The sequence below is a fragment of the Buttiauxella agrestis ATCC 33320 genome, assembly GCF_000735355.1.
GTDB lineage: Bacteria > Pseudomonadota > Gammaproteobacteria > Enterobacterales > Enterobacteriaceae > Buttiauxella > Buttiauxella agrestis.
The window spans coordinates 257,859-273,316 of the sequence record NZ_JMPI01000022.1 but is presented as its reverse complement, the minus strand read 5'-3'; the positions used below and the strand labels follow the sequence as shown (position 1 = coordinate 273,316).

Below are 15,458 nucleotides of genomic sequence, written 5' to 3'. Positions count from 1 at the left end.
CTTGTGTGGGCGCGTAAGATACTCTGTGAAGCCAGCGGCGTAAACACGCCACGTCAATTTCATCACGCAAGCAGAGGTTTTATGTCCGCGAAACGCTATTACTATGAACCTGCCGATGGCCACGGTTTACCACATGATCCGCTTAACGCGATCGTCGGCCCTCGCCCTATCGGCTGGATTGCTTCATATGACAGCCACGGGAACCGTAATCTGGCCCCGTATAGCTTCTTTAATTGTTTTAATTATCGCCCACCGATTATTGGTTTTGCCAGCAGCGGCTGGAAAGACAGCGTGCAAAATATTCTCGACACTAAAGAGTTCGTCTGGAACCTTGCGACACGCGAACTGGCGGAGCAGATGAATGAAACCTCAGCGTCAATTCCACACGGTGACGATGAATTTACCCGCGCCGGATTAACTGCCGTTCCTGGTCAAAAAGTTAAAGCCAGCCGGGTCGCAGAAAGCCCGGTTAACTTTGAATGTCGTTTGTCGCAATGCATTCAGTTAACGAGTGCCGACGGTATAGCGATTGATAGCTGGCTGGTACTGGGCGAAGTCGTCGCGGTGCATATTGATGAAGCCTTGCTGATAGACGGTATTTATCAGACTGCGCTGGCGAAACCTGTGCTGCGCGCGGGTGGCCCGTCAGCTTATTACACCATTGATGAAACGCAGCGCTTCGATCTGATTCGCCCGGACGCACGATAAAACTAACAAAATCATGAACCTGTATCTGTATGATTTGTAAGAATTTCGTCAAGTAATGTCGTTCAAAAAATGAGCATGAGTTCATCAATTTTTTGCGTCCTTTAATTATCACATTAGACCTACACTTTCAGTGTTGATGTTTTTTTAATCGACCCCTAAAAGCGATGAGGATGTGATTATGAAAAAATTGCTGTATTTTTCTGCGGTTGTCACCCTTGCGGCATTACCGTTTGCTACCATGGCAGCCCAAGAAATGAGTGATATGAACACAGGCCAACTACGTCCGGCAGGAACCGTTTCTGTCACTGGCGCTTCAAGCCTTGATGATCTGCAAGCCAAACTTGGAGAGAAAGCGAAAGAAGAAGGAGCAAAAGGTTTTATTGTTAACTCGGCTAGCGGTAATGAACGTATGTTCGGCACCGCGACTATTTATAAATAGTCTCAAGAAATCCCCTGAGGGGTTCCAATAATAACGGTTTCCACAACAGGAGACCGTTATTTTATTGTTAAGTTTAAGTTCTAATTAACATATTAATAAAAAGTCATAGTAATTCCGCATTAAAACATCGGTATTTCCTTGCATTCATCGCTTTAATCCGAAAATTAATCACTCCCGCAATCAAAATTGCATTTATTAATAAATTCAGAAAGGTGAGCAAGGGCACAAAAAAGATCTAAACCAATCCCATTCGATTAAAAATGTGACCTCGACACACCCTGGTTATCAGACAAATACAATAAGCTGTCATACAGCAATAACAATCTCTCATCCTCACTTAATATTTTATGCAGGGAGCATTATTTATGAAATTTTTAACTCTACCTCGCCAAATACTCTGTGCCTCACTGATGACTTTATGTGCCACTGGCGCAAATGCCGCAGATAAAATCACCTTAAAACTGGCACATAACCTGGAACGTAGCCATGTTGTGCATCTGGCATTTGAAGAATTAGCCAAAGAGGTACAACAACTTTCTGATGGTAATATGCGTATTCGTATTTACCCAAGCAGCCAAATGGGCAGCGCGCGCGAAACACTGGAGCTTTTGCAAAACGGTGCGCTGGATATGACGAAAGGTTCGGCCAGTGATTTGGAATCTTTTGACAATACTTACGCTATTTATAATTTGCCGTATTTATTTAAAGACCAGCAGCATTTTAATCGCGTGGTGTTTGGTGAAGTCGGCAAAGAAATTATGGAATCAACAAAAGATAAAGGGTTCTTCGGTATTTCTGCCTATGTTGCCGGCACCCGTAGTTTCTATGCTAAAAAACCGATTACCAAACCAGAAGATTTAAAAGGGCTTAAAATTCGTGTCCAGGCAAGCCCTACAACATTAAAAATGGTTGAATTGATGGGCGGTTCACCCACTCCTATTTCATTCGGTGAAGTGTATACCGCAATGCAACAAGGCGTGGTTGATGGTGCAGAAAATAACGTGCCGTCATGGGTTCAGACTCGCCATATCGAAATCGCTAAAGTGTTCTCCGAAGATGAACATACTTCCATCCCTGACTTCCTCGTTATCTCCACGAAAACCTGGCAAAAGCTGTCACCTGAACAGCAGCAAATCCTGATGAAAGCGGCTAAAAACTCCGAAGCGTATCAACAAAAGCTTTGGGAGAAAGTCGATGCTGACTCACGTGCTCAGGCTAAAGCCATGGGCGCGACTATCGTCAGCGTTGATAAAGCCCCATTCCGCGCCGCAGTAAAACCGCTGTATGACGACTTCGCCAAAGATCCTAAACAGGCTGCGTTGCTGGCTAAATTTGAATCCGCTGTTGAGTGATTTAGAGCGGTAAGTTTCAGCGGGTGATCAGTCATCGCCCGCTCTTCCAGGTTAAATTTCAGGTATGCAAACATGATACTTAAGCCCATAAAGCTTGCGGTAGACCGGACTATTGCCACTTTTTCCGTACTGGTGATGGTTGCTCTGGTCGTCTGCGTGGTGTGGCAGGTTTTCAGCCGCTACATCCTCAATCAACCCAGTACCCTCACCGATGAACTGGCACGTTTTCTGATGATCTGGGTGGGACTGCTGGGCGCATCTTATACCGTTGGCGCACAACGCCATCTTTCCATCGATTTCCTTTCGATGATGCTGCCAGATAATAAAAAACCGCTGCTTAACATCGTTATCAACTCGCTGATATTGCTGTTTTCAGCGACGGTTATCGTCAACGGCGGCCTGAAACTGATTGAAAAAACATTAGCCACTTCGCAGCTCTCAGCGGCGTTACAAATCCCGATGGGTTATGTCTACATTGTGCTGCCATTAAGCGGGGCAATTATGATGTTTTACTCGCTCTATTTTATCCTGACCGACGCTCACACTCTGGTCAGCAAGGAAGGGAAATAATGGAAACTTATATCGCCCTCACCTTATTTGGTGCGTTCTTCGTTCTGGTGTTTATCGGGGTGCCTATTTCGTTTGCGATTGGGATTGCCACCGTTTCCTCTATGTTGCTGATGTTCCCGTGGGATGTGGCGGTCATCACTGTTTCGCAGCGTCTCGCCAATGGCCTGGATAACTTTGCGCTGCTGGCGATTCCGTTCTTTATTTTTGCCGGAACGCTAATGAACAGCGGCGGAATAGCCATCCGCTTAATTAATCTCGCGCAAATTATGGTGGGCCGTATTCCCGGTTCTCTGGGCCACGTCAACGTCCTGGCGAATATGATGTTTGGCTCCATCTCCGGTTCGGCTGTTGCCGCTGCCGCAGCCGTAGGGGGAACACTTTCCCCGATTCAAAATAAAGAAGGTTATGACCCGGCGTTTTCAACGGCGGTGAACGTTTCATCGTGCATTACCGGGCTGCTGATTCCGCCTTCTAACGTGCTGATTGTGTTCTCGCTGACGGCGGGTGGCGTATCGGTGGCATCGTTATTTATGGCCGGTTATTTGCCGGGCATCTTAATGGGCCTGTCAATCATGCTGGTGTGTTGGATTATCTCCCGGCGCCGCGGCTATCCGGTATCTGCACGTCCAACCTGCGCACAAGCGGCAAAAGCGTTTCTCGACGCGTTGCCAAGCCTGTTGCTGGTGATTATCGTCATGGGCGGGATTCTGGGCGGCGTATTCACCGCAACGGAAGCCTCAGCCATCGCGGTGGTTTACACCTTCGTCCTTTCGGTGCTTATCTATCGCGAAGTGAAATGGCGTGATTTGCCAAAGCTCATCCTTGATTCGGTGGTGACAACCTCGATTGTTCTGCTGCTCATTGGTTTCTCGGTTGGCATGTCCTGGGCCATGACCAACGCGGATATTCCCTACATGATTAGCGATGCGCTGATGGGTGTCTCAGATAACCCGCTGGTGATTCTGTTGCTTATCAACATCGTGCTGCTCATTGTCGGCATCTTTATGGATATGACGCCAGCGGTACTTATCTTCACGCCAATCTTCCTGCCTATCGCGCAAGATTTGGGGATGGATCCGGTTCACTTCGGCATCATGATGGTGGCTAACTTGTGCGTCGGCTTGCTGACTCCTCCGGTTGGCAGCGCACTGTTTGTCGGCTGCTCCATCACAGGCGTTAAAATTCAGAATCTGATCAAACCGTTGCTGCCCTTCTATGCCGCGCTGTTTGTCTCACTGATGATGATTACCTACATTCCTGAGATTTCCCTCTTCATTCCTCGGATGTTGGGACTGATGTAATTGCAGTACGGTCGGTCAGGCAAACGCAATGTTGCCTGACTGACAAAATCAATAAGCAATCACATGATACTTTTGTGAATCCTCTCACTTTTTTCATTGCCAACACTGTCTACTGTATACAACACAAGAATTGTCTCTTGTGATTCCTTACGGAGCGGTAACAATGAAAAACCTGATGGCCGCAATAGAAGCAAAGCTGATGCCACTTGCCGGAAGAATGGCGCAACAACGCCACCTCGGGGCCATTCGCGATGCGTATATCTCGTTTATGCCTTTTATTATTGTCGGTTCAATCCTGCTGGTTATCTCCTCTTTCCCAAGCACTGCCTATCAACAGTTTATGGCGTCGATTTTTGGTGAAGGTTGGTCTGCCACTATCGAAATCCCGTTTAATGCCATCTTCTCGACTATGGCGGTGTTCATTAGTTTCCTGGTCGCTTATCGTCTGGCGGAGCGCTATGACATCGACAAAATGTCCGCCGGGATTTTGTCTCTCTCCTGCTTCCTGATTCTTACCCCCTTCGCTAAAACCCAGGAAATTGGCAACCTCATTCCGATGGAATGGTTGGGTTCAAAGGGTTTGTTTGTCGCGATGCTCGGTGCAATTACCAGCACTGAATTATTTGCCTGGATGCTAAGCCGCAATTGGGTGATCCGTATGCCGGATGGCGTACCACCCGCGGTACAAAAATCGTTCGCGGCTTTGATTCCATCGCTGCTGATTCTGGTGATTGCGCTCGCGATTCGCGTGCTGTTCGCCCGCACGGATTACCACACTATTCACCAGTTTGTTTACGAAGTGCTGGCTACGCCAATTCGCCACTTCGGGACTTCTTATGTTGGCGCGTTATTTACTTGCTTTAGCATCACCAGCCTGTGGTCAGTAGGGATTAACTCAGGTTCGATGGTCAACGGCATCCTGCGTCCATTCTGGATGGAAAACCAAATGGAGAACTTGACCGCAACGCAGGCAGGCTTGCTGCCTCCGCATGTGGTCACCGAGCAGTTCTACGACATGATTTGGATGGGCGGCGCGGGAGCCACCTTGTCTCTGGTGATTGCTATGCTGTTATTTGCCCGCAGCCAGCACATTAAGAATGTTTCGCGTCTCGCTGCCGGTTCTTCCATCTTCAACATTAACGAGCCGGTGCTGTTTGGCCTGCCGGTCATCATGAACCCGATAATGCTTATCCCATTCAACCTGGTCCCGCTGGTCCTCGTGACGGTGCAATACATCACCATGTCTATAGGTTGGGTCGCCACCACCACTGGGGTCTATATCCCGTGGACGCTGCCGCCAGTATTAAGCGGGTTTATCGTTACCGGGCATCTCAGCGGTGCTGTAATTCAGCTCATCAATCTGTTGATTGGCGCCATCATCTATCTGCCGTTCCTTAAAGTCGTGGACAAGCAATACCGGGCGAATGAAACCCCGGAAATTTCTGCCACAACTAAACCCGCCACGGAGTAAGTAAAAACATGACGTTATCAAAAAACTGGGGCGTGATAGCGACCTGGCGTATGGCCTGGGAAGGGGTCAGTGAAGCCGCGCAGTTATTGCAAGGGAACAACGACGCCAGTGGTGCTGCGGTTCGCGCAGTCACCTGTGTAGAAGATTATCCATTTTATAAATCAGTTGGTTACGGCGGCTTGCCTAACGAACAAGGTGTGGTTGAACTGGACGCTGCATTTATGGACGGTTCAACGCTCGCCATCGGCGCGGTGGCCAGTATCCGTGATATCGCTAACCCAATTCTGGTGGCACAAGCCTTAAGCCGCGAGCGCTTCAACAGTTTTATGGTCGGCGAAGGCGCGCAAACCTGGGCGCTCGCGCAAGGTTTTGAGCGCAAAAACATGCTGACCGATCGCGCCCATCAGCATTATCTCAAGCGTAAACGTGAAACGCTGGATCGCGGCCTCAGCCCGTACACCGGCCACGATACCGTTGGTGTGATTACGCTCGATCAGAATCAACAGATGTGCGTCGCCACCTCCACCAGCGGCTTGTTTATGAAACGCCCTGGGCGCGTGGGCGATTCACCGGTATCGGGTTCCGGTTTTTATGCCGACAGCCAGATTGGTGCCGCCACCGCCACCGGCCTTGGCGAAGACTTGATGAAAGGCTGCATCAGCTACGAAATCGTCAGCCGCATGGGGCGCGGAATGTCACCCCAACAGGCGGCTGAATCAGCGGTTTACGACCTCGAAAGCCAATTGATTGCCCGCTATGGTCGCGCCGGTGATTTGTCGGTGGTGTGTATGAATAACCGCGGTGAATACGGTGCAGCCACGACCATTGATAACTTCTCGTTTTCAGTCGCCACGGCAGCGCAAACGCCAGCGGTATTTTTGACAACCCGCGAAGGAAAACACACGCTGATTCGCCCGGCAGACCAGGCGTGGCTTGATGCCTATATCGAACGTATTACCGCCGAGGTGATCGTATGAAATGTCAGTTAACCCCCCTTACGCAATGTCCGGCTGATGCGCATTTAATACTGTGGAAAGCTCACGCCAACGCGTGGCCGCAAACGCTGCGCCCGCTGCTGGATGAAATGGCGCTCTCCAGTGAATCGCAAACCACCACTTTCGGTTTAAGCAGCAAATGCCTGCAACTGACGCTTTTATCTGCGGCAAAAATTGAGCGTCCTGAAGTGCTGCGCCAGTTAACAGAATACCTGAATAGCGTTTTGCCAGGCCCGCTTTCACACCCTGTCGCCGTCGATATCTCAGGTTTTGACCTGGCAAACCGTGTCGTTTTTGCACGCCTGCGCACCTTCCTGGTGGCAGTGATGAACCGTTTCTATCAGTTGCCGCAGTTGGGATATCGCGCCCAGCAAGCGCAAAGTCACGGGCAACTGTTATTACTGGTGGCAGAACACAACACGCAATCGTCAGAACTGGCTGCGCAAACGCAGGCAGTTGCTCAAGGTATGCTGCTTTCGCGCAAACTGGCCGACACTCCGGCAAATGACTGCCGCCCGCATGATGTGGCCCAACAAGCTGAAAGCTGGGCGTGCGAGCATCCGCAAACGCACTGTGAAATCCTTGATGAACACGCCATTCGCAAGCAGGGTTTAGGTTGTCTTGATGCCACAGGAAAAGGCAGCGACAACCCGCCCCGGTTGGTGACGCTGCGCTGGCAAGGTGGCGCGGAAAACGCACCGTATTACGCGTTTGTCGGCAAAGGCATTACCTTCGATACCGGCGGGATGTGGCTGAAAGAAGGCGAAGGAATGCGCACCATGAAATACGATATGTGTGGTGCTGCCGTGGTGTTCGGGCTGATGGAAATCGTCAAAACGCTGCAACTCCCGCTCAATGTTGTCGCCGTGATGGCGCTGGCCGAAAACATGCCTGGCGTTAACGCCATGCTGCCGGGTGATGTGGTGAAATCGCACGCCGGTCATAGCGTCGAAATTATAAATACCGATGCTGAAGGTCGCCTGGTTTTAGCGGATGCGCTGAGCTACGCCTCAACGCGCTTTAATCCGGCAGCGCTAATTGATGTCGCCACCCTGACCGGAGCGGTAGTCAAAGCCCTGGGGTATGACATCTCCGGGCTGATGAGTAATGATTCCCCCCTTAGCCACCAATTGCAGCAGGCAGCCGATTTAACCCAGGACCGAATCTGGCCGCTGCCGCTCGACGAAAGCTTTGATTCGCAAGTCAAAAGCCATATTGCCGACCTCACGAACACACCGCCCAATAACGCGGCCATCGCGGTATCCGCCGCCCAATTCTTAAGTAAGTTTTGCCACCAGTCGCCGTGGGCGCATTTAGATGTCAGCGGCACCGCGTTGAGTCGGGGTAAATTCACCCAGGCCAGCGGCCGCCCTGCTCTGTTACTGACGCAATTCTTACTCGACATCTGCAAAGGAAAGACAAATGAAAAAGATTCTACTGGTATGTGATTTAGGCATGTCGACCAGTCTGGTCGTCAAACGCATGCAGGAAGCGGCGGTGAAACGCCAGCTTGAAGTCGAGATTCAGGCGAAAGGAATGAGCGATTTTAAAAACGCGATTACTGCTTTTGACTGCGCACTGCTTGGCCCGCAAATCGCCTATAAGCTCGCAGACTGCAAACAGATTGCCGCGCCGCTTAATAAGCGAGTGGAAACCATTAATATGATGGATTACGGTATGGTCAACGGGGAGAAGATTCTTGACCATGCGTTGAGCCTGATTAATTAACGAGTTTTTAGCCACGCAGCCGGCGAGAGGTTTTTAAGTCGGCTGCGGATAATCCTCTTATTCAGCAAATCTTCAAATTCCAGCAACACCGCGCCAAAACCCAAACGCCTATCGTAACGCTCACCGTTAAGTAACTGTTCCAGCGTTTGCGTCCACTCACCGCTTGCGGCTCTTTCAAGCCAGGCTTCCGGCTGGGCTTCATGCAAGGGAACCCCAAGTTGTTGCGCCAGTTGTTGGGTCAGCGTGGTAGAACAGGCCGTTAATGACCGCACTTTCAATAGTAAACCCTGCTGCAAAAAACCGACCAGCGCATCAAGGGATTGTTGTTCGCCTCGTTCACGCAATGCCACCGCCAAAAACCCAGAAACCGGACAACTAAAGGCCAGCAACGAGCCGTGTTTATGGCTAATGCTTTCAGGAAGCGAAAACACATCAAGGCGCAAATGTCCGACCGGCTGCTTTAAATCAGGTTTAGCGAGCCGGGATTGCTGCCAGTTTTGCAATGTTCTGCTGACACTGGCGCGCGAAATACCCTGCTGGACCAGCAATTGCGCGGCTTCCACAAGCTCATCCAGGGAAAGTGATAAACGTACTCGCAGAAAGACCAGCATCGCCTCCTGCTCATGGCTCAATGCACGATGAATGGTATTAGGTCGATGAGATTTGTCATAACAGTCATCTCGCTTACGCCAGCGCCTGACGGTATCCACAGAAATATTCAACTCCTCCGCCAGTTCACTGTCGGTTTTGTCAGAGCTTTGAATATATTTGCGGGTACGCGGCGTGGTGGTGGCGTTGGAGTGCAGCTTGATCTCCATCGAACCTCTTCATCATGAGTTAAGTAAGGTCTTCATTATAAAAGTAAGTGTCGCAGCGGAAAGAGCAAATCCACACATTATCGTAAAAATAGCGCGCAAGCGATTGCAGGCCAGACCAGTTCTATCTTATGAAAAAAAGTAGCAAAAAATGCGGAAAGCGAAGCGGGATCTGGATCACACAATCCGGAATGATGATTCGTGTGCTAATCATCACTTATTTCAATGATTTAACTTAAATTCAAAAAATTTGAACAAGGCCGTCAATTCTATTCGATTTATTCTTCTGCCTAAAAGTGTGACCATAATCACATCGACGGAACAACGTCACCTTAAACAGAATAACCTGCGAGAAATATACTATGAAAACCATCAAATATGCTGTAGCCGCTATCGCCCTGACCACTCTTTCTTTCGGCGCATTCGCTGCACAATCTATCAGCCCATCTGAAGCACAGAACATGAACAAAATTGGTGTGGTTTCTGCTGATAACGCAACGACTCTGGATGGCCTGGAAGCACAACTGGCTTCTAAAGCAGAACAAGCTGGCGCAAAAGCGTACTCAATTACTTCTGCTAACACCAACGGCAAAATGAGCGGTACTGCGGTTATCTATAAATAACCCTGCGGTATTGCCCTGATTTACCCTCATATATTTGGAGCGATGCTCCACCCTGCTTGACCCTGTTTTAACCCTTGTTGCCCGCGGCCATTTACCGCGGGCTTTTTTTTTGCTTTGCATTCAGCTATTCAGAATGTCTGATTAACGCGAAGTAAACCCTCATCAAACGTAGCCACTTCGCCCGTCGCCATCAGACAGCATGCCATTTGTATTTTCAATGATTGCGGAATAGGTTCAACACCCGCCACACAGCGCTCAATCCAACGGGCGGTCACGTCGGGATCTTTACCCGCTGGCAACACGATTTCATCTTCATTGACGTCTGTCTGACGTTCACTCACAACACGTGATCCCAAACTATCAATAAGCGTAATCTGCGGGCAGCGTTGCGGGTTAGCATAAACTTCCCCTTCCGTTCCGTGCATTAGCAGACCACGCCCGCCAATATCAGCAAAGAACTTCGCCACTTTCGGGACATATTCAGGATGGGAAACGCTGGCAAGACGAAGTGCGGAATTTTCTTCAAACGGTGTCGCCAGTTTGGCGAGCGTATGCGCACTATTACGCACCCCCATTCGCCAGCGCATGGCGAGCTGATCTTCCATCGGCGGGCAAAGCGCACCGATCGGGATATAGACCGGATGATGCGAGTCCAGTTTAGCTTGCGCCTGGCCCGCATGAAGCGTGGGTTCAATGCCCATCAGCGTAAAAATGGTTTCGGTTAATACCCGAGTGGGATCGTGGCTGACGCCATGCACCACCACCGGAAAACCGAGGCGGTTGAGTAACATCGCTAATAATGGCGTGAGATTGGCTTGTTTACGCGCGCCGTTATAAGAAGGGATCACAATCGGCATCGGCTTGTTGACCGGAGGCGTCAGGGAGATGACATGGTGCTTCATCGCGTCATAAAAGCCGAGCATTTCCTCCTCGCCTTCGCCTTTGATGCGCAACGCAATCAACACGCCACCGAGTTCAAGTTCAGGTACTTCACCTCTGAGCATATGGGCATATAAGCCACGAGCGGTATCAAAATTCAGGGAGCGGGCATGGTTTTTACCGCGCCCTATTTCTTTGATTATTTTACGGTAATCCATTCAGACTCTCCTTTCTATTTCTTGCTCACACGTTTGCGCCGCACCGTTTTTTTAGGTTTGGTATCAATCGGTTTAGCTGATGGCGCTTCAGGCTGACTGATCGGAAACACCGGCAATGCACCCAGTAAACGCTGCCCATAATTTTTGGTCAACAGGCGGCGATCATAAATCACCACTTCACCGTAACAACCGTGGCTACGAATCAAGCGACCAACCTGCTGAATAAGATTAAACGAAGCACTCGGTAAACTCTGTACTTCAAAAGGATAGCGTTTCAGGGTTTTTAGCCACTCGCCCTCGGTAAGCACAACCGGGCTATCAATCGGTGGGAAAGCGATTTTATGGATATGCACCTGGCTGAGTAAATCGCCTTTTAAATCGAGGCCTTCTGCAAAAGATTGCAGGCCAACCAGCACGCTGGTTTCGCCCTGTTCGACGCGTTTGCGGTGCATCTCCACCAGCCGATAACGTGGCTGATCGCCTTGCACTAACAACGTCAGACGCAAATCGGTGACATGGGTTAAAAACACCTGCATCGCACGGTTGCTGGCAAACAGCACCAGCATGCCTTTATGTTCACCTTTCGCCAGTTCGGCACGGAAAAACGCTGCCATTTCAGCCAGATGCTGGGCTTCGTTTTCCATCGTTGGTTCGACGGTTAACTGTGGGATGACCAGTTTGCCTTGCTCGACATGATTAAACGGCGAGTCCAGCGCGACAAACCGGTCACCCGCATGTTCGTCTAACCCGCTCATCTCTTTCAGGCGGTCGAATTTATTTAATGAACGCAGCGTGGCGGAAGTGACGATGACATGCGGCACATTGCGCCACACCAGTTTTTCGAGCTGATCGCTGACGCGAATGCCGACGCAATGGAAGAACAGATGCGGCTGGCCTTCGCGGATTTCCCGCGTCACCCATTTTGAAACCGGCGCACCAGATGCCTGTTCCATCGCTGACAGCCGCCACAGTTTGCTCTGCGTCTCGAAATAACCCAGCGCGCGGTTCATGTGTAGTAACGCGCGGTGCAAACGCACAATATCGTGGCTACCGGTTTTTTCGCCAAGATCGTTAAGCAACGCTTCTGACAGGCTGCGCAGCCCTTCCATCAGCTTCGCCAGCCGTTTGCAAATCACCATCAGTTCTTCAGGAAGAATGCCCATTTCAAAGCGATGTTCGGCTTCTTGTTCACCCGCCAGCCATAACGACACAATGCTGCTAAACGAGCTTAAGAGTTCGTAAATTTCATCGCAATGGTTGGTCAAACGCTCTGGATTGGTCAGCGGCGGCGGACTTTTTGGGCGGAACTGCGCCATGCAGGTTTCCACCAGTTTGGTAAAGAGATCGAACTGCAAACGGCTATAACCCGGCGTGACTTCGGCACTCATTTCCAGCGCGTCACGTGCCACATCCGGCAGATGGTGGCCTTCATCTAAAATCAACAGCAGGTTTTTGGCTTCCGGTAGCACAGCATCACTTTCCATTGCCGCCATTACCAGCGCATGATTCGCGACCACCACCTCGGCATCGTCTATTTCACGCCGCGCCACAAAGAACGGGCATTCACGATACCAATGGCAATTTCGCCCCAGGCAACTGGCTTTGTCGGTGCTCAGACGCCGCCATAAATCATCTTCAATATTTTGTGAGGCATGGTTACGCAGTCCGTCCCACTTGTACGCATCAAGATCGGTTTTCAGCTTGCCGCAGCGCTGTTGTTCGTCTTTGCTGGTCGGCGCCATTTCATCTTCGAGGAACGCCAACAAGTCGCCCTGCGCCAGGTTGTCCGTCGCCAGTGCAGCAAGATTACGCGGGCATACATAACGCCCGCGCCCGAAGGCGGCGGTGAATTTTAAGTCAGGGATAATTTTGCGGAGCAAGGGCAGATCCTTGCTAAATATTTGATCCTGCAATGCGACGTTAGCGGTACTGACCACCAGCGTTTTTTGTTCGCCGCGGGCAATCGCAATGCCCGGAATCAGGTAAGAAAGGGTTTTCCCCACGCCAGTCGGTGCTTCAATCGCCAGATGACGCCCCGCTTCACCCGCCAGTGTTTTTGCCACTTCTGCAATCATCTGCCGTTGCGGTGGGCGCGGAATAAAGTCCGGGATCTGCTGTTGTAGCGCCTTATACCAGGCGGCGATTTGCTCTTTTTGCGCGGAGGACAAAGCCATGGGAACCACTTCTACTGTATAAACAGCCACTATTGTCCCACTTTTTGCTGTAGGGCTGTATTGTTTTTTCGCCGCTACTGTGAGCAAGCCTTGATACACAACAAGGCGGCCTGTGGGCGAGCGTCTCTATAATCGAGCCCGTTTATCCTCCACTGGTATCAAAAAATGGATTATCAACTCAATTTAGACTGGCCTGAATTTATGGCGAAATACTGGCAGAAAAAGCCAGTCGTTTTAAAAAATGCGTTTCCTGATTTTGTCGATCCGATTACCCCGGACGAATTAGCCGGTCTTGCTATGGAAGCAGAAGTGGACAGCCGCCTGGTCAGTCATACCAATGGCCAATGGCAAGCCGCTAACGGGCCATTTGAGCATTTTGACAATTTAGGTGATACCGGTTGGTCGCTGCTGGCTCAAGCCGTAAACCATTGGCATGCGCCCTCTGCGGAACTGGTGCGCCCATTCCGCGTTTTGCCTGACTGGCGTTTAGACGACCTGATGATCTCCTTCTCGGTGCCGGGTGGTGGCGTGGGCCCGCATATCGACCAATACGATGTGTTTATCATTCAGGGGATGGGCAGCCGTCGCTGGCGTGTGGGCGATAAACTGCCAATGCGCCAGTTCTGCCCGCATCCGGCGTTGCTGCACGTTGATCCGTTCGAGCCGATTATTGATGAAGATCTGGAACCTGGCGACATTCTGTATATTCCACCAGGTTTCCCGCACGATGGCTTCACGCATGAAACGGCGCTCAACTATTCCGTCGGTTTCCGTGGGCCAAATGGCCGCGATTTGATCAGCAGCTTTGCCGATTACGCACTGGAAAACGATCTGGGCGGCGAGCACTACAGCGACCCGGATTTAACGGTTCGCGAGCATCCTGGCAAAGTTGAAAGCTATGAGCTCAACCGCCTGCGCTACATGATGATGGAAGTCATCAGCCAGCCTGAAGATTTCAAACAGTGGTTCGGCCGCTTCGTCACCACTCCGCGTCACGAACTCGATGTCGCCCCGGCTGAACCGCCCTATCAGCAAGACGAAATCGTCGATGCGTTGCTCGGGGGCGAATGTCTGACGCGCTTAAGTGGTTTACGTGTTCTCAATGTTGATGGTCAGTTCTTCGTTAATAGCGAACCTATGGAAGCCCCTGTTCCAGAGGCTGCTGATGCATTGTGCCGTTACACCACGGTAAGCCAAAACGAATTGGGCGATGCGCTGCAAAACCCCGAGTTTGTTAACGTATTGACCGAACTGGTTAATCAGGGCTACTGGTACTTTGATGATTAATTTTTAGTTACATTGTTAACTAAAAATTACACAGAGTGTATGCGACTGACTACAGTTATACGGGGGCTTCCCGGGCAGACTGTGGGGATAACATGGCACTTTTTACCATTGGTGAAGTGGCTGTGCTTTGTGATATCAACCCCGTAACGTTGCGTGCCTGGCAACGGCGTTACGGGCTACTGAAACCGCAGCGAACGGATGGCGGCCATCGGCTGTTTGATGATGCCGACATCGAACGTATCCGTGAAATCAAACACTGGATTGAAAATGGGGTTCAGGTCAGCAAGGTGAAAGCCCTTCTGAGCGGCGAACTTCAGGATATGGAAAGTGGCTGGCGAGAACGCCAGGAATTGTTACTTCACCATTTGCGAAGCGGTAACCCTTCTCGTCTTCGCGCCTGGATTGCGGATGTGGGCCGTGATTATCCGGCTGAAACTCTTGTTCAACAACTCTACATCCCTCTGCGTCGTCGCCTTCAATGCCAACAAGTCACCCTCAATACCCTGTTAAGCCTGCTGGACGGCGCACTGATTAATTACATCGCGTTATGCCTCTCATCGGCACGTAAGCGTAGCGGTAAAGATGCGTTGTTGGTGGGCTGGGATACGCCAGATACCACGCGTTTGTGGATGGCAGCATGGATGGCAATCCAACAAGGCTGGCGGATTGATGTTCTGGCGCACCCGCTGCATCAGCTTCGTCCGGAAATATTCGCCCAACAGACATTATTGGTTTGGTGTGGTGATACACCCACCACTCATCAGCTCGACCAACTGGAACTTTGGCGCTGCGCGGGCCTGCAAATTTTCCCACTGATGAGCAATGGCCATTCGACCGAACGCGCATGAGATAAATTTAAAGGTTCATTAACAAGCCGGCTTCATCTTATAATCTCCCC

The 15,458-nt window shown here is 50.6% G+C and carries 15 protein-coding genes; 12 read left to right on the top strand and 3 right to left on the bottom strand.

Going from position 1 to position 15,458, the window contains the following annotated elements:
• The first annotated feature begins 81 nt into the window (after positions 1-81).
• The 9 genes from GBAG_RS06010 to GBAG_RS05970 all read left to right on the top strand — a co-directional run bounded on the left by GBAG_RS06010 (position 82) and on the right by GBAG_RS05970 (position 8,564).
• Complete coding sequence (locus tag GBAG_RS06010; protein WP_034494224.1) at positions 82-708, top strand: flavin reductase family protein; 627 nt, start codon at positions 82-84, stop codon at positions 706-708.
• A 178-nt stretch (positions 709-886) separates the two neighbouring features.
• Positions 887-1,147, top strand: a complete 261-nt coding sequence (mcbA, locus tag GBAG_RS06005; RefSeq protein ID WP_034494222.1) for a DUF1471 family periplasmic protein McbA — start codon at positions 887-889, stop codon at positions 1,145-1,147.
• 365 nt (positions 1,148-1,512) lie between these two features.
• On the top strand, positions 1,513-2,499 hold the full coding sequence (locus tag GBAG_RS06000; RefSeq protein ID WP_034494220.1) for a TRAP transporter substrate-binding protein: 987 nt from the start codon (positions 1,513-1,515) through the stop codon (positions 2,497-2,499).
• 72 nt (positions 2,500-2,571) lie between these two features.
• Positions 2,572-3,069, top strand: a complete 498-nt coding sequence (locus tag GBAG_RS05995; protein WP_051873647.1) for a TRAP transporter small permease — start codon at positions 2,572-2,574, stop codon at positions 3,067-3,069.
• A complete protein-coding gene (locus GBAG_RS05990) occupies positions 3,069-4,370 on the top strand; it encodes a TRAP transporter large permease (protein ID WP_034494218.1) in 1,302 nt (433 codons plus the stop codon). The genes GBAG_RS05995 and GBAG_RS05990 overlap by 1 nt, the downstream gene beginning before the upstream one ends.
• 163 nt (positions 4,371-4,533) lie before the next feature.
• The gene (gene celB / locus GBAG_RS05985) at positions 4,534-5,841 is read left to right on the top strand and encodes a PTS cellobiose transporter subunit IIC (protein WP_034494216.1); all 1,308 of its coding nucleotides are present in this window, start codon (positions 4,534-4,536) and stop codon (positions 5,839-5,841) included.
• Positions 5,842-5,849: 8 nt separating this feature from the next.
• Complete coding sequence (locus tag GBAG_RS05980) at positions 5,850-6,818, top strand: glycosylasparaginase (RefSeq protein ID WP_034494214.1); 969 nt, start codon at positions 5,850-5,852, stop codon at positions 6,816-6,818.
• Positions 6,815-8,284 carry a leucyl aminopeptidase gene (locus tag GBAG_RS05975; protein WP_034494212.1) on the top strand — a complete coding sequence of 490 codons (1,470 nt, stop codon included), beginning with the start codon at positions 6,815-6,817 and terminating at the stop codon, positions 8,282-8,284. Before GBAG_RS05980 ends, GBAG_RS05975 begins: the two co-directional genes overlap by 4 nt.
• The gene (locus GBAG_RS05970; protein ID WP_034494211.1) at positions 8,259-8,564 is read left to right on the top strand and encodes a PTS sugar transporter subunit IIB; all 306 of its coding nucleotides are present in this window, start codon (positions 8,259-8,261) and stop codon (positions 8,562-8,564) included. The genes GBAG_RS05975 and GBAG_RS05970 overlap by 26 nt, the downstream gene beginning before the upstream one ends.
• Here the strand turns inward: GBAG_RS05970 and GBAG_RS05965 are convergent.
• Positions 8,561-9,382 (bottom strand): helix-turn-helix domain-containing protein, encoded by an 822-nt coding sequence (locus GBAG_RS05965; protein ID WP_034494210.1) that lies wholly within the window; start codon positions 9,380-9,382, stop codon positions 8,561-8,563. The genes GBAG_RS05970 and GBAG_RS05965 overlap by 4 nt on opposite strands.
• Before the next feature lie 359 nt (positions 9,383-9,741).
• Here GBAG_RS05965 and ybiJ point away from each other — a divergent pair, with 359 nt between their 5' ends.
• Positions 9,742-10,002 (top strand): DUF1471 family protein YbiJ, encoded by a 261-nt coding sequence (ybiJ, locus tag GBAG_RS05960; RefSeq protein WP_034494209.1) that lies wholly within the window; start codon positions 9,742-9,744, stop codon positions 10,000-10,002.
• A gap of 128 nt (positions 10,003-10,130) precedes the next feature.
• Here the strand turns inward: ybiJ and ybiB are convergent, their stop codons facing one another.
• Entirely contained in the window at positions 10,131-11,099 is a 969-nt protein-coding gene (gene ybiB / locus GBAG_RS05955) for a DNA-binding protein YbiB (RefSeq protein ID WP_034494208.1), read from the bottom strand.
• Between the two features lie 14 nt (positions 11,100-11,113).
• Positions 11,114-13,273: an ATP-dependent DNA helicase DinG gene (gene dinG, locus GBAG_RS05950; RefSeq protein WP_034494207.1), complete on the bottom strand. Its 2,160-nt coding sequence runs from the start codon at positions 13,271-13,273 to the stop codon at positions 11,114-11,116.
• Positions 13,274-13,438: 165 nt separating this feature from the next.
• On the opposite strand from dinG, the gene GBAG_RS05945 reads away from it, so the two are divergent.
• The gene (locus tag GBAG_RS05945; RefSeq protein WP_034494206.1) at positions 13,439-14,560 is read left to right on the top strand and encodes a ribosomal protein uL16 3-hydroxylase; all 1,122 of its coding nucleotides are present in this window, start codon (positions 13,439-13,441) and stop codon (positions 14,558-14,560) included.
• Positions 14,561-14,652: 92 nt separating this feature from the next.
• The gene (locus GBAG_RS05940; RefSeq protein ID WP_034494205.1) at positions 14,653-15,408 is read left to right on the top strand and encodes a MerR family transcriptional regulator; all 756 of its coding nucleotides are present in this window, start codon (positions 14,653-14,655) and stop codon (positions 15,406-15,408) included.
• The last annotated feature ends 50 nt before the right edge of the window (positions 15,409-15,458 follow it).